Consider the following 14,409-nt stretch of genomic DNA (forward strand, 5'->3'; position numbering starts at 1 on the left):
ATATACCGAGGTTTAGTGCGTCCATAACAGGGGACCGAAGTCCCGGGATTCCCCTGGGGTCCGAGAACCTCTGTCGCAAGGTGATCACGGAGAGTATCGGCCCTTCGGGGCGCCTTGCCCGGGCGCGGGATCGCCGTGTTCCGGGAGGTTTATCGGCGGGCTCCCGGTGTCCAGGGAAAAGACTCCGAATTTCGGGCTCCGGGGCGGCGGTGAATGGGAATGGGGTAATTCCCGCGAGGTCACTCTCGGTGAAGGGGGCTGGGGTCTTTTTGCCGTTGGCTGATCCTGTTTTTGCAGGTGGTCGGGGAGGGTGTGAACTGCGATCGCGAAGGCGGTGCCGCTGAACTGGGGTTCCGGAGGTACTCGCTCCGCTGATTCGTCACCCTTACGTCCCTTGTGTCCATATGTGTCATAAAAGGGTGAACATTCGGATGAGGGTCTTGTCGGGGGCGGGCGGGTGGTCCAAGGTGGTCCAGGGATGGGCTGAAAACGCACGAAAGGTACATGCCATGATCAAGCAGACCGCGCACGCCCAAGAGAGCGGTTGGGTTTGGCTGTAGGCGCGAGCAGCCCGAGGCCCGGTCGTTCGGCGACCGGGCCTTCTCACGTGGGGGGATTTGACACCGGCGGGCTCCGGGTAGGGGAGGGGCGAGAGTCCCCGGCCGCAGGCCGGACAGCGCCGACCTGAAGGGGCGGACCGTGTCCGACTCCCCCCAGCACCCCGGTGGCCACCAGTACCCGGAGGGCCCCGAGCCCGTCGGAGGGTACGAGCCGCCGCCCGAGCCTCCCCGTCCCCGCCCCGAGCCGCCCCCGCCGCCCCGGCCCGAACCGCGGCCCATGGCGGCCGAGCGCTTCCGCCGCACCACCCCGGCCCGGCTGCGCGACATCCCCGTCGAACGCGGTCACGGCTACTGGCGCCTGGCCACCGGGACGGTCCTGTACGTGATGGTCGTCGGCGGGATGGCCGACTACACCGAGCCCTCCGCGAGGATCGTCGCCCACCTGCTGTTCTGGGCGCTCATCGCGCTCGCCTTCGGTGTGACCGTCGCCCGCGAGCGCCGCAACGGCTGGTCGCCGGAGGCGCGCTGGCCCTGGGCGGCGGCCGCGATCGGCGGGGCGATGGCCGCGGAGGTGCTCGTGCTGGCCTTCGGCTCGCCCGCCGTCATCGTGGGCTCGCTGATCCTGCTGGGGCTGGGGCTGTTCGTCCTGATGCTGGCCGGCTGAGGCCGGTCAGGTCGCCTCGTCGTCGAAGGGGGGACGGCGGCCGTTGAGCCGGGCGGCCGGCTTGAGCTGCGGCTCGTCCTCGCCCTCCTCCCAGAAGTGCTTCTGCACGAACCGCTTGGGGTTGAGGTCCTGGACCTCGAAGTCCTTGAACTCCGGCCCCAGGCCCTCCTTGATGTCCTTGCTGGCGGAGTTCGCCATCGTGCGCAGCTGGCGCAGCACCCGGCCCACCTGCTGGGCGGCCTTGGGGAGCTGGTCGGGGCCGAAGATCAACAGCGCGAGCAGAAGGAGGACGACGAACTCTCCTCCGCTGATGTTGAACATGCGCGATCCTCGTTCTCGGGATACCGACCGGCTTCAAGCAGGTTAACCGGTATCGGTGCGCTTGGGTAACCGTGCCCGGATCACAACGCGGACACCCGTGGAACAGCCGGGACGCGGCCGGCCCCCGCCCCTGGGGAGGGGCGGGGGCCGGGAACGCCTGTGGAGGGAAACGCCCGCCTGGACGGTTCCGCCGGGCCGCCGGGACCCGCCACGATCTGTCTAGGCGATGGGGCGGACGTCCGCGGCCTGCGGGCCCTTGGGGCCCTGGATGACCTCGAACTCGACCCGCTGGTCCTCTTCCAGGTTCCGGAAGCCGGTCCCCGCGATCGCCGAGTAGTGCACGAACACGTCGGGCTGGCCGCCCTCGACGGCGATGAACCCGAAACCCTTTTCAGAGTTGAACCACTTCACGGTGCCCTGAGCCATGTGCTCTCCCTTGGGGACTACAACGGGGCCGCACCCTGCTGGCCCCGGGTCGCCGGGCGCCGAAGTGAAGAGAACGGTCCCCCGCAAAAGCGCCCACGTGAAGTTCCGCGAGGCGCCTCGGGCATCCATGGAAACTACAACAGCAACCAGTTGCAGACAGTACCAGGGAGGGGGGTCCCCTGCCGAGGCTTTCGGCAGGGGAATCCCCGTCGGCGGTCTGTCCTGTTTCGGCTACGCGAAAGCATTGATTTCTTTCGGTGCTGCCACTAATGGAGAACGCCCGGTCCTCCCGCACGGGTCACGCCAGCGCGTCGCGCCCGTAGATCCACACCCGGAACCACAGCCGCTCGTCCCACATCTCCTGGTCCAGCGGATAGGCGGCCAGCACCGGGTACAGGTAGGCGAAGTGCGCGATGATCAACAGCATCACCACGCCGAACACGATTCCGCCCAGTGCCCGCAGATACGGCGAGAACCGCGGGCTCTCCTCCCCGGCGCCCATCACCAGGCCCAGCATCAGCACGATCGCGAGCACCAGGAACGGCAGCATCGGCAGCGCGTAGAACAGGAACATGGGGCGGTCGGGGAACGCGAACCACGGCAGCCAGCCGGCGGCCACGCCCAGCAGCACGGCCCCGGCCCGCCAGTCGCGGAAGGTGACCCACCAGCCCACCAGCACGGTGAGGGCGAGGATGGACAGCCACCAGACGACCGGCGTCCCGATGGAGACGATCGAGGTCACGCAGTCGCCGCTCGGGCAGCCCACGGCCTCGCCGTTGTAGTGGAACATCACCGGCATCCGCATGATGATCCACTCCCACGGCTGGGAGATGTAGGTGTGGTCGCTGCTGAGGTTCTCGTGGAAGCCCATCATGCGCGTGTGGTAGTTCCACAGGCTCAGCAGGGCCTCCACCGGCGCGGCCAGGAAGCCGGGCAGGAAGTCGGGGGCCAGGCCGTCGGCGTAGTCCCGGTTGTACCCGCCCCGGGTGAACAGCCAGCCCGACCACGACACCAGGTAGACGATCCCCGCCACCATCACGGTCTGTACGAACGCCGGGATCGCGTCGAAGCCGAGCCACCGCAGGCCCGGGCGCTTCTGGCCGGCGCTGCTGCGCGCCCCGTAGTCCCACGCCACGGTGAGCAGGCCGAACGCGGCGATGAAGAACAGGGCCGACCACTTGGTCCCCACCGCGAGACCGAAGCACAGCCCGGCGGCCAGCCGCCACCAGCGCATCCCCAACCAGCCGACGGAGGCCGCGTCCACCCCGGCCTCGGCCAGCCGCACCAGGCGTTCCCGTGTCTTGTCCCGGTCGATCACCAGGCACGCGAACCCGGCCAGGATCCACAGGGTGAGGAAGATGTCGAGCATCGCGACGCGGCTCAGCGTGAAGTGCAGGCCGTCCAGCGCCAGGATCACGCCGGCGGTGCAGCCCAGCAGCACCGAGCGGGTCATCCTGGTGGCCACCCGGACCAGGATGAGGACCGAGGCGATGCCGGCCAGGACCGAGGCGAACCGCCAGGCCTCGGGGGTCATCGACTCGCCGAACGGCAGCGCCCCCCACAGCAGGTCGCCCAGCGCGATCATCCACTTGCCGACCGGCGGGTGGACGATGAAGTCGCCGCCGCCGGTGAAGATGTCCGCCGTCGCGCCGTCCTGGAGCAGGGCGTCGGCGTCGACGGGCTCCTCGACGGTCTCGTGTTCGTAGCCGTAGTTCAGGAGGCCGTAGGCGTCCTTGGCGTAGTACGTCTCGTCGAAGTAGATCCGGGGGGGTTCCCCGAAGCCGACGAACCGGAGGGCCCCGGCGAAGGCGGCGACGAGCACGGCCCCCAGCCAGGCGATCCACGCCGGGGTCGGGTCGGCGGGCAGGAACCTGGCACGCAGGGGCGAGGGGCGTGGGGGAGCGGGTGGGGTCGACTCGACCTCGGAGGAAAATGCGGTGGTGGTCATCTCGGCTCGTAGGTTGGGGTCGGAGAGGGTTGTGTCCCTTTGTGGACGGACCGTGAGACAGGTTTCGGGTGGCGTGATAGATGCCACCGTAGCGTGACAGGACGGGGATGACAGTGGTTGAGGGCGAAGCTAAGCGGAGGGTCGGAACCCTGACCCTGGCCGGGCTCCCCATCGGCAACCTCGAGGACGCGCCGCCCAGGCTGCTGCGCGTCCTGGAGGAGGCCCGGGTCATCGCCGCGGAGGACACCCGAAGGCTACGCCAGTTCGCCACCCGGGCCAGCGTGCGCCCCGGCGGTGCCGAGGGCGCCCGGGTCGTGTCCTACTACGACGCCAACGAGAGCCGCCGCACCGACGAGCTGCTCACCGACCTGCGCGAGGGCCGGGACGTCCTGGTCGTCACCGACGCGGGCATGCCCGGGGTGTCCGACCCGGGCTACCGGCTGGCCGCGGCCTGCGCGGCCGAGGGCATCCCGGTCACCGCCGTGCCCGGGCCGTCGGCGGTGACCACCGCGCTGGTGGTCTCCGGCCTGCCCACCGACCGGTTCTGCTTCGAGGGCTTCCCCCCGCGCAAGGGTCTGGCGGGGTACCTGGCGGAGCTCGCGGCCGAGCGGCGCACCATGGTGTTCTTCGAGAGCCCGCACCGGGTGGCCGCCACCCTGGCGGCGATGGCGGAGGCGTTCGGGCCGGACCGCCGCGCGGCGGTCTGCCGCGAGCTCACCAAGACCTACGAGGAGGTGCGCCGCGGCGGGCTGGCCGAGCTGGCCGACTGGGCGGCCCGGGGGGTCAGGGGCGAGATCTCCGTGGTGGTCGAGGGGGCCCGGCCCGCGGGCGGGGCGGCCGCCGACGGCGACCTGCTGGCGGCGGTGCACGCCCTAGAGGAGGAGGGCGTCCGCCGCAAGGACGCGATCGCCCGGGTGGCCAAGGAGACCGGTGTGCCCAAGCGCCGTGTCTACGATTTGGTGCACGGCGTCACAGGAGACGCCGAAGTCACAGGAGACACCGCGGGGTGAACGGGAACTTTTCCCTCCGGGAGGCGTCCAACCCGGCGGGACACCGTTCGCGATGAGAGGACAAGCATGCGCAGCCAGCTCTTCCAGCAGGCCCAGGAGATCAGTCAGCCCGGGATGCACCTCCAGAACCACAAGATGCTCCGGGTGGGCCTGAACGGGGAGATCTTCGCGCGCCAGGGCGCCATGATCGCCTACCAGGGCCAGGTGGACTTCGACTACCAGGGGGCGGGCGGCGTCGGCCGTTTCCTCAAGAAGGCGTTCACCGGCGAGGGCATGCCCCTGATGAAGGTGAGCGGCCGGGGCGACGTCTTCCTGGCCCGCGACGCCTGGGACGTCCACCTCATCGACCTGGAGGGCCACGACTCCATCACCGTCAACGGCGACAACGTGCTGGCCTTCGAGCCGGGCCTGGCCTGGGACATCAAGCGCGTCCAGGGCGCCGGGATGGCGGCCGGCGGGCTGTTCAACACCACGTTCACCGGCCAGGGGCGCATCGCCATCGCCTGCCACGGCACCCCGGTGCTGCTCAACATCGACCAGCCGACCTTCGTCGACACCGACGCCGCCGTCGCCTGGTCCAGCACCCTCCAGACCGGCGTGCGCCGCACCATGAAGGCCGGCGCGCTCATCGGCCGCGGCAGCGGCGAGGCGTTCCAGCTGTCGCTCCAGGGCCAGGGCTTCGTCCTGGTGCAGGCCTCCGAGGGCGCACCGGTCCCCGTCCAGGCGGGCTGAGCACCACACGGGGAGGGCCCCCGGGGACGTCGCGTCCCCGGGGGCCCTCCGCTGTTCCTCCCGCGAGCGGGGAGCGCTAGACGACGGCTCCGTCGTCGGCCTCGCGGGCCGCCTTGGCGGCGACGCGCTGCTTGGCCTTGCGCTCCTTGATGACGTGCGGAGGCGGGGTCTTGTCCCACTTCTGCAGCCACACGGCCAGCGGCACGGCGACGAACACCGTCGACGCCACGCCCGTGGTCAGACCGACCAGCATCGCGATGGAGAAGTCCTGGAGCGAGGACCCGCCGAGGAAGGTCAGGAAGCCCAGGATGATCCAGCCGCCGACGGTCGTGTTGACGGTACGGGGCAGGGTGTTGATGATCGCCCGGTTGGCGATGACCGTGAACGGGGACTTGTCGTCGCGGGCCCACTCGTCGCGGACGCGGTCGAACACCACGACCGTGTCGTTGACGGTGAAGCCGATGACGCTCAGGATCGCGGCGAGGAACACGCCGTCGATCGGCTTGCCCAGCCAGATGAACAGGCCGATCACCAGCAGCATGTTGAACGCCAGCGACAGCATCGTGGAGACGCCGAACGACCAGCGGAAGCGCCAGGCCAGGTAGATCATCTGGAGGGCCAGCGCCGCGCCCAGCGCGATCAGCGCCCGGTTGCGCAGCTCGTCGCCCATGCTCGGGCCGATGAGCTCGTCGCTCACCACCTCGACGCCGCCGGTCTCCTCCGCGAGCGCGTCGGTGATCGACGCCGCGTCGGTGTCGCTGAGCTCGCCGGTGCGGACGGAGATGTCGCCGTCGCCGGCCTCCTGCACCACGGCCGTGTCCGAGCCGGGGAAGCCCAGCCCGGAGACGAGCGCGCGGGCCTCGTCCACGCTCACCTGGCGGTCGCCGGTGATCTCGTACTCGAGGACCCGGCCGCCGGTGAACTCGACGCCCAGGTTGACGTTCTGCACCAGCGGGGCGACCAGGGCGACCACCACGAGCAGGCCCGCGGCGATGAGCCCCTTGGAGCGGTGCTTCATCAGGTCGGGGCTCTTCTCGACCAGCCAGGTGCGGACCGGGCCGATCCGGTCCAGGCCGCTGATGGCCGGGTGCTTGCGGATGACCGCGCGGCGCACGGCCCACTCCACGAACACGCGGGCGATGACCAGGGCCGAGAACATCGACACGAGGGTACCGATGCTCAGGGTGACGCCGAAGCCCTGGACGGTGCCCGAGGCCAGGAAGAACAGCAGGCCGGCGGCCAGCAGCGTGGTGACGTTGGTGTCGAGCACCGCGCTCCACGCCTTGCCGGTGCCCTCCACGAAGGACTTCTCCAGGCTCGGCGGCACGGCACGGCGCCGGCGGCGGGCCAGGGCGCCGCCGCCCTTGCCGTCGTCGTCGCCCTCCTTCATCCCGGACGCGCGGTTGGCCTGGTAGACGGCCTGCTGGCGCTGGTACTCCTCGCGGGCGCGCTCGAAGATCAGCACATTGGCGTCGATGGCCATACCGATCGCGAGCACGAAGCCCGCCAGGCCGGGCAGTGTGAGCGTCGCCCCCAGCGCCACCAGGGCGCCGTAGGCGATCAGGGTGTAGAACGCCAGGGCCAGCGACGCCAGGAAGCCGACCAGGCGGTAGACCAGCGTGATGTACAGGGCGGTGAAGGCGATGCCCAGGATCGCGGCGATCGCGCTGGCCTGGATGGCCTCGGCGCCCAGGGTCGGGCCGACCGTCTGGCGCTGGACCTCGGTCACCGGCAGCGGCAGCGAGCCGCCCTCGATGAGGACGGCCAGCTCGTTGGCGGACTCACGGGTGAAGGTGGGGCTGGTGATCGTGGTCTGGCCGCCGGACATGCCGACCTCGCAGCCGATCTCCGGGTTGACCTCCGGGGCGGAGATGATCTGGTTGTCCAGCACGATCGCCACCCGGCGGCGCGGGTCGCCCTGCGGGTAGCAGGCGGCGTCGGCGGTCAGCTGCTGCCACTGGTCGCGGCCCTCGCCGCGGAAGCCGACGTTGACCGTCCACTGGGCGCGGTTGACGCTGTCGAGCGCGGCCTCGGCGCTGGACACCCGGTCGCCCTTGATGACCGTCTCGCCGAGCTGGAGGTTGGTGCCGTCGGAGTCCGGGAGCGTCATGACGACGTCCTCGGGGTTCTCGGCGCTGGGGCCGGCCTGGCCGGGCTGCTGGCCCTGGCCGCCGCCCATGCCGTTGAGCAGCTCCTGGAGCTCCTCGTCGCTCATCTCCCCGGCGCCGCCGGCGCCCTCGCCGCCCTCTTCCGCGGGGGCCTCCTCGGCGGGGGCCTCCTCGGTGTCCTGCGGGGCGCGGGCCTCGTCGGCCTCGCCCTCGGGGGCGTTGGCGAAGTCGCCGGGCGCCTGGACGCCCTGGCCGCCGGCCTGGCCCACACCCAGCACCGGGTGGAAGGACAGCTGCGCGGTCTGGCCGACGATCTGGGCCGCCTCGGCGGGGTCCTGAACGCCGGGGAGCTCCACGATGATGCGGTTCTCACCGGAGCGGGACATGGTCGCCTCGGCCACACCGAGGCGGTCGATGCGCTGGCGCAGCACCTCGACGACCTGGTCGGTGTTCTCGGCGCTGGCCGGGGTGCCGTCGGGGCCGTCCTGGGTCTCCAGGACGATCTGTGTGCCGCCGCTCAGGTCGAGGCCCAGGCGGGGCGGGATGAACCAAGCCGCGCCGAAGGCGACGGCGATCACGAGCAGGGACACGAGGGCGCGCAACCAGCGCCCCCCCGTTCCCGTCGATGTCGATGTGGACGTGGCCAAGGGGTCGTTACCTCTCACTGCGAAAAAGCCGATGGAGATCCGGACGCGCTGCGGGCGCGGAGGCCGGGGGATGCGGCGTCCGGGGATGGGATCAGGACGGGAGCGCGGTGAGAGGCGGGGCCCGGGTGGGCGGCAGGTCCCGCGGGACGCCCTGTTCGGGCACCGGTTCGGCGCCCGGCGGGTCGGCGGGCCACCAGGGCTGATCCCAGGAGGCCAGGCTCAGGACGGGCACGGGCAGGACGTCGGGCAGGTCGCGCACCCCGGACCTGGTGTCACAGGTCGAGGGCGGAGGGCCGACGGTGACCCGGTGGTCGTCGTGCCCGGCCTGTTCCACCCGGTCGTGCCCGGGGTCGGCGTCCGCGGGGCGGGGGGCGCTGGCCACCCCGTAGGAGGGCAGCGCCGGCGGCACGGGCTCGCCCGCGCCGATCCCCGGCACCGAGAACACGACGAGCAGGGCCACCCCCGCGACCAGCGGGGCGGCCAGGGCCCGGCGGGCCCGGGCACGGGCACGGGTCAGGGCACGGGGAGCCGTGATGACCACCGCCTCAGGTCCGGGAGCGCCGCTGGGCGCCGAGTCGCATGCGTCACATTGCGCGCGTGTTCGTCCAGCAGAGCATACGGGTACCCGGGGTCCCCGGGGAATCTCCCGTCCCGGAGCGCGTACCCTCGGGGCCCGCTAATGGAGTGCGTGTCAGGGCGCCGTCGGCTTTAGGCTTAGGTCATGTCGTCGAATCGCCACATCCTGACCGCGGTCGCTTGGCCCTACACCAACGGACCGCGCCACATCGGCCACGTGTCCGGCTTCGGAGTCCCCTCCGACGTCTTCTCCCGCTTCCAGCGAATGTCGGGCAACAACGTGCTGATGGTCAGCGGCACCGACGAGCACGGCACCCCGATCCAGGTGCTGGCCGACCAGGAGGGCGTCACCGCCCGCGAGCTGGCCGACCACTACAACCGGGTGATCGCCGAGGACCTGGTGGCCCTGGGCCTGTCCTACGACCTGTTCACCCGGACCACCACCGGCAACCACTACTCCGTGGTGCAGAAGCTCTTCACCACGCTGTACGACAACGGCTACGTCTTCGCGCGCACCACCAAGGGCGCCATCTCCCCGTCCACGGGGCGCACCCTGCCGGACCGCTACATCGAGGGCACCTGCCCGATCTGCGGCTACGACGGCGCGCGCGGCGACCAGTGCGACAACTGCGGCAACCAGCTGGACCCGATCGACCTCATCTCGCCGCGCTCCAAGATCAACGGCGAGACCCCGGAGTTCGTGGACAGCGAGCACTTCATGCTCGACCTGCCCGCCTTCGCCGGCGTGCTCTCGGAGTGGCTCAAGGGCAAGGAGGGCCAGTGGCGCCCCAACGTCCTGAAGTTCTCCATGAACCTGCTGGACGACCTCCAGCCGCGCGCGGTCACCCGCGACCTGGACTGGGGCGTGCCGATCCCGCTGGACGGGTGGAGCGACAACGCCAACAAGCGGCTGTACGTGTGGTTCGACGCGGTCATCGGCTACCTGTCCGCGTCCATCGAGTGGGCCGAGCGCACCGGTGACCCCGAGGCGTGGCGCCGCTGGTGGCAGGGGGAGGACCCGGAGTCCTTCTACTTCATGGGCAAGGACAACATCGTCTTCCACTCGGTGATCTGGCCCGCCATCCTGCTGGGGGCGAGCGGCCGGGGCGACCGGGGCGGCGAGCCCGGCCCGCTGGGCGCGCTGAACGTGCCCACCGAGGTGGTCTCCAGCGAGTTCCTCACCATGGAGGGGCGCAAGTTCTCCTCCTCGCGCCGCGTGGTCATCTACGTGCGCGACTTCCTGGAGCGCTACTCCGCCGACGCGCTGCGGTACTACATCATGGCCGCCGGGCCCGAGACCCAGGACACCGACTTCACCTGGGCCGAGTTCGTGCGCCGCAACAACGACGAGCTGGTGGCGGCCTGGGGCAACCTGGTCAACCGCTCCATCTCCATGGCGGCCAAGAACCTCGGCGAGATCCCCGCGGCGGGCGATCTCACCGACGAGGACCGCCGCGTACTGGAGGCGTCCGCGGCCGCGTTCGGCACCGTCGGCGCCCGCCTGGAGCGCTCGCAGTTCAAGGCGGCGCTCCAGGAGGCGATGCGGACCGTCGCCGAGGCCAACAAGTACATCTCCGACCAGGCCCCGTGGGCGCTGAAGAAGACCGACCCGGAGCGGATGGCCACCGTGCTGCACGTGGCGCTCCAGCTGGTCCAGGACGCCAACACCCTGCTCACGCCGTTCCTGCCGCAGTCCGCCAACAAGGTGTACGCGATGCTGGGCGGCGAGGGCACCTGGACGGGCATGCCCCGCCTGGAGACCGGCCACGACACCATCGGCGGCTCGGCGGAGAAGGTCGACTACCCGGTCATCACCGGCGACTACGCCGACAACGCCGCCCGCTGGGAGTCGATCCCGATCGTGCCGGGCACCCCGCTGAGCCGCCCCGAGCCGCTGTTCGCCAAGCTCGACCCGTCCGTCGTGGACGAGGAGCTGGCCCGCCTGGAGGGCGGCGCCGCGTAGGACGCGCGGCCCGGGCCGGGCCCGGGGCACGACGCACAAGAGAACGAACAGGACACACCGCCGCGCCGACGGGTCACCCGTCGGCGCGGCTCGTCGCGGAGGGAAGAACATGGGCAAGCGGTCGGGGAAGGCCGTCGAGGCGCGCAACGCGCAGACGCCGCCTCCGGCGCCGGATCCGCTGCGGGTCCCGGTGGCCGACAGCCACACCCACATGGACATGCAGACCCCGGAGGTCGCCGAGATCATCGCCGCCGCCGAGGCGGTCGGGGTGACCCCGCTGCTCCAGGTGGGCGTCGACCTGCCGTCGTCGCGCTGGGCGGTGGACGTCGCGGCCGCCAACCCCGGGAAGGTGTGGGCGGCGGTCGCCCTGCACCCCAACGAGGCGCCGCGCGTCGTGCACGGGGACGGCGCGGACGGTGTGGAGGTGGACGACACCGACTGGGCGGGCAAGACCCGCGAGCCCGGCGGTTTCGAGGCCCTCCGCAAGCAGCTGGCCGAGATCGACGCCCTGGCCGCCCGGCCGCAGGTGGTGGCGGTCGGCGAGACCGGCATGGACACCTTCCGCACCGGCCCCGAGGGGGCGCGCGCCCAGGAGGAGTCGTTCCGCGGGCACATCGCCGTCGCCAAGCGGCACGGCAAGGCCCTGATGATCCACGACCGGGAGGCGCACGAGGACGTGTTCCGCGTGCTGGAGGAGGAGGGCGCCCCGCACACGGTGGTGTTCCACTGCTTCTCCGGGGACGCGGCCATGGCCCGCCGCTGCGCGGACCTGGGCTACTTCATGAGCTTCGCGGGCAACGTGACGTTCGCCAGCGCGGAGCCTCTGCGCGAGGCCGCGCAGGCGGCCCCGGCGGAGCTGATGCTGGTGGAGACGGACGCGCCGTTCCTGACCCCCAAGCCGTACCGGGGCCGTCCCAACGCGCCCTACCTCATCCCGCACACGCTGCGGACGCTTGCACAGGTCAAGGACCTGGACGAGGACGAGCTCGCCGCGACCATCGCGGGCAACGCCAAGCGGGCGTTCGGGTTCTGAGCCCCCGGGCCCCGCGTGCGGGCGCCTCCCCCGAGGGGAGGCGCCCGCCGCCGTCAGCGCCCGCCCCGCTTGAGGCGGCCGCGCTCGCGGCCCTCCTTGGTGCGGGCCTTCCACACGCGGGTCTGCTCGGAGCGCAGCCGCGCGTCGCCCCGGGCCCGGTTGCGCTCCGACTCGCGGCGCAGCCGGTTCCACCGCTCCAGGCGGCTCAGGTCCAGTTCGCCCTCGTCGATGGCGGCGCGGACCGCGCACCCGGGCTCGGTCTCGTGGACGCAGTCCCGGAACCGGCACTGCTCGGCCAGCTCGGTGACGTCGGCGAAGGTCCGGTCCACGCCCTCGGCCTCGCCGGGGACGTCGATGCGGCGCACGCCGGGGATGTCCAGGACGACCGCCCCCCGGGGCAGGACCAGCAGCTGCCGGTGGGTGGTGGTGTGCCGCCCCCGCTTGTCGCCGCGGATCGCGCCGGTGTCCATGAGCTCCTGTCCGGCGACGGCGTTGACCAGGCTGGACTTGCCCGCGCCCGAGGTGCCCAGCAGCACCCAGGTGGAGCCGGGGGCCATCCGCTCGGCGAGGGCGTCCAGGCCCTGGCCGGTGTGCGCGCTGACCACGTGGACCTCGATCCCGGGGGAGACCGAGCGTACGAGCTCGACGACCTCGGGCAGCCGGTCCCCGGCCAGCTCGGCCTTGGTGACGGCGACGACCGGCTCGGCGCCGCCGGCCCAGACCAGGCTGAGGAACCGCTCCAGGCGGCCCACGTTGGGCCCCTGGTCGGCCGCCTCGCAGATGAGGACGCGGTCCACGTTGGCGGCGAGGACCTGGTCGTAGGAGTCCTTGGCGATGCCCTGGCGGACGAGTGTGCCGGAGCGCTCCAGCACGGCCTCCACCAGCCAGGCGTCACCCGAGCGGCGCAGGGCGACCCAGTCGCCGGTGCACGGGGCCAGGGTGGGGTCGGTCCGCGTGTCCTTGAGGACGGCGGGGGAGTGGTCGGCGGGGACCTCGTCCCCCGGGACGCGGACCACGGAGCCGCCGCGGCGGGCGGCGCTCACGCGCCCGGGCACCAAGAGGTGCTCCGAGCCGTGGGCAACGGAGTCGAAGGCGGCCGCGACGCGCGGGTTCCAGCCCAGCGCCGTCAGCGGATGCGGAGGTGTGTCGGTGACACGGGTGTTCACGGTACGGCTCTTTCTTTCGGGAAGAAGGCGAGCCGGGCACCCGGGAGTGGTCGGGTGCGCTCAGGGCTCGCGGAACGTCGGGAGGTGGGGCTCACAGGCAAGGACGGTCACAGGCATGGCGCGTCCTCCTCTCCGGGTCGTTCCGCGGCGGGCGCACGCGGACCCGACGAAACTACACTCGGCGGGCCCGCGGGGGCCAATGGTTTTCCGGCGGGGTCAGCGGCGGCGCGTCCACACGTCGTCGGCCGCGCGGCGCGGCTCGCCCGCCGCCGCCTGCGCGATGGGGCGGGCCGAGGCGTGGCGCGGGCTGTACCCGGCGTCGCCGGGGCGGACCACGTCGTCCGGGGGCGCGGCGGCGGCGTGCACGGGGCGCCGGCTGTAGTCGGTGCGCTCCTCCTCGACCCCCAGGAGGAGGAAGAGGCTGCAGACGAGCAGGAACACGAAGAGCACCACGATCATCGGCAGCAGCAGGTCGGGCACGGTGGAGCCCTCGGGGGCGCCGTAGCGGGTGAACTCGGGCGCCTCGTGGTGCACGCCCGCCATCCCGGTGTAGTGCATCGAGGTGACGGCCGCGCCCATCAGCACGGAGGCGCCGGCGTTGGCGCCCAGCCCCGTGACCCGGGTGGCGAACCACAGGGCGGCGGTGGCCGCGACGACGGCGATGGCACAGGACGCGGCCACGTACACGGGGTCCAGGTGCAGGTCGCCGTGGACGTTCATCGAGGCGACGCCGGTGTAGTGCATGGCGATCACGCCGATCCCCAGCAGCAGGCCGCTGAGCAGCAGCCAGGGGGTGCTCCGCCTGCGCAGGCTCAGCGCGAGCGCGCCGCCCATGACCACGATGGCGATGGCGCCGCTGAGGAGGGTGAGCAGCGTGTCGTAGCGGATGGCGGTGCCCGAGAGGCGGAAGCCCATCATCGCGATGAAGTGCATGGACCACACGGCCATGCCGCCCAGGGCCAGGGCGGCCAGGAACGTCCAGTGCCACCGGGCGAGCCCGGTGGCGCGGCGGGCCCGGTAGGCGAAGGAGAGCCCGAGGAAGGAGCCGATCACCGAGACGGTGAACGCGATGGCGGGGGTCAGCCAGTCCTGGCCGAAGACATCGTCGAACACGGAACTCCACTTTCCATGACCTAGGTCACATTGGGCGTGAGCTACGGATCATAAAGATGGAATTCATGAAAAGCCAGGGGATGTGCGGAATACACATCACCCGATGCGGAGTGTCACCGGCGTGGGTGTGTTTTCCCGCGCC

12 protein-coding genes are annotated in these 14,409 nt (G+C 71.6%); 5 read left to right on the forward strand and 7 right to left on the reverse strand.

The window, feature by feature from the left end; genetic code table 11:
• The first annotated feature begins 699 nt into the window (after positions 1 to 699).
• Positions 700 to 1,224, forward strand: coding sequence for a hypothetical protein (locus tag K1J57_RS13695; protein ID WP_220564806.1), 525 nt, complete (start codon positions 700 to 702; stop codon positions 1,222 to 1,224).
• Positions 1,225 to 1,230: 6 nt separating this feature from the next.
• Here the strand turns inward: K1J57_RS13695 and K1J57_RS13700 are convergent, their stop codons facing one another.
• The 3 genes from K1J57_RS13700 to K1J57_RS13710 form a co-directional block, all read right to left on the reverse strand.
• Entirely contained in the window at positions 1,231 to 1,545 is a 315-nt protein-coding gene (locus tag K1J57_RS13700; protein ID WP_220564807.1) for a sec-independent translocase, read from the reverse strand.
• A 219-nt stretch (positions 1,546 to 1,764) separates the two neighbouring features.
• Complete coding sequence (locus K1J57_RS13705) at positions 1,765 to 1,971, reverse strand: cold-shock protein (protein WP_220564808.1); 207 nt, start codon at positions 1,969 to 1,971, stop codon at positions 1,765 to 1,767.
• Positions 1,972 to 2,269: 298 nt separating this feature from the next.
• Positions 2,270 to 3,919 carry a dolichyl-phosphate-mannose--protein mannosyltransferase gene (locus K1J57_RS13710; RefSeq protein WP_220564809.1) on the reverse strand — a complete coding sequence of 550 codons (1,650 nt, stop codon included), beginning with the start codon at positions 3,917 to 3,919 and terminating at the stop codon, positions 2,270 to 2,272.
• A 107-nt stretch (positions 3,920 to 4,026) separates the two neighbouring features.
• Between K1J57_RS13710 and rsmI the strand changes: the two genes are divergently transcribed.
• Together rsmI and K1J57_RS13720 are read left to right on the forward strand one after the other, a co-directional pair.
• A complete protein-coding gene (rsmI, locus tag K1J57_RS13715; RefSeq protein WP_220564810.1) occupies positions 4,027 to 4,929 on the forward strand; it encodes a 16S rRNA (cytidine(1402)-2'-O)-methyltransferase in 903 nt (300 codons plus the stop codon).
• A gap of 66 nt (positions 4,930 to 4,995) precedes the next feature.
• Entirely contained in the window at positions 4,996 to 5,661 is a 666-nt protein-coding gene (locus K1J57_RS13720) for an AIM24 family protein (RefSeq protein WP_220564811.1), read from the forward strand.
• A 76-nt stretch (positions 5,662 to 5,737) separates the two neighbouring features.
• Here K1J57_RS13720 and secD read toward each other — a convergent pair whose 3' ends face one another.
• Both secD and K1J57_RS13730 read right to left on the reverse strand, forming a co-directional pair.
• A complete protein-coding gene (gene secD, locus K1J57_RS13725) occupies positions 5,738 to 8,371 on the reverse strand; it encodes a protein translocase subunit SecD (RefSeq protein WP_255647035.1) in 2,634 nt (877 codons plus the stop codon).
• 136 nt (positions 8,372 to 8,507) lie between these two features.
• Complete coding sequence (locus K1J57_RS13730; protein ID WP_370634657.1) at positions 8,508 to 8,957, reverse strand: hypothetical protein; 450 nt, start codon at positions 8,955 to 8,957, stop codon at positions 8,508 to 8,510.
• 180 nt (positions 8,958 to 9,137) lie between these two features.
• Here K1J57_RS13730 and metG point away from each other — a divergent pair, with 180 nt between their 5' ends.
• Together metG and K1J57_RS13740 are read left to right on the forward strand one after the other, a co-directional pair.
• The gene (metG, locus tag K1J57_RS13735; protein WP_220564813.1) at positions 9,138 to 10,955 is read left to right on the forward strand and encodes a methionine--tRNA ligase; all 1,818 of its coding nucleotides are present in this window, start codon (positions 9,138 to 9,140) and stop codon (positions 10,953 to 10,955) included.
• 109 nt (positions 10,956 to 11,064) lie between these two features.
• Positions 11,065 to 11,988, forward strand: coding sequence for a TatD family hydrolase (locus tag K1J57_RS13740; protein WP_220564814.1), 924 nt, complete (start codon positions 11,065 to 11,067; stop codon positions 11,986 to 11,988).
• Between the two features lie 53 nt (positions 11,989 to 12,041).
• Here the strand turns inward: K1J57_RS13740 and rsgA are convergent, their stop codons facing one another.
• Positions 12,042 to 13,154 (reverse strand): ribosome small subunit-dependent GTPase A, encoded by a 1,113-nt coding sequence (gene rsgA / locus K1J57_RS13745; RefSeq protein ID WP_220564815.1) that lies wholly within the window; start codon positions 13,152 to 13,154, stop codon positions 12,042 to 12,044.
• Between the two features lie 216 nt (positions 13,155 to 13,370).
• Complete coding sequence (locus K1J57_RS13750; RefSeq protein WP_255647036.1) at positions 13,371 to 14,267, reverse strand: MHYT domain-containing protein; 897 nt, start codon at positions 14,265 to 14,267, stop codon at positions 13,371 to 13,373.
• Between the last annotated feature and the right edge of the window lie 142 nt (positions 14,268 to 14,409).

This window comes from Nocardiopsis sp. MT53, from assembly GCF_019598965.1.
In the GTDB taxonomy this organism is placed as follows: Bacteria; Actinomycetota; Actinomycetes; order Streptosporangiales; family Streptosporangiaceae; genus Nocardiopsis; species Nocardiopsis changdeensis.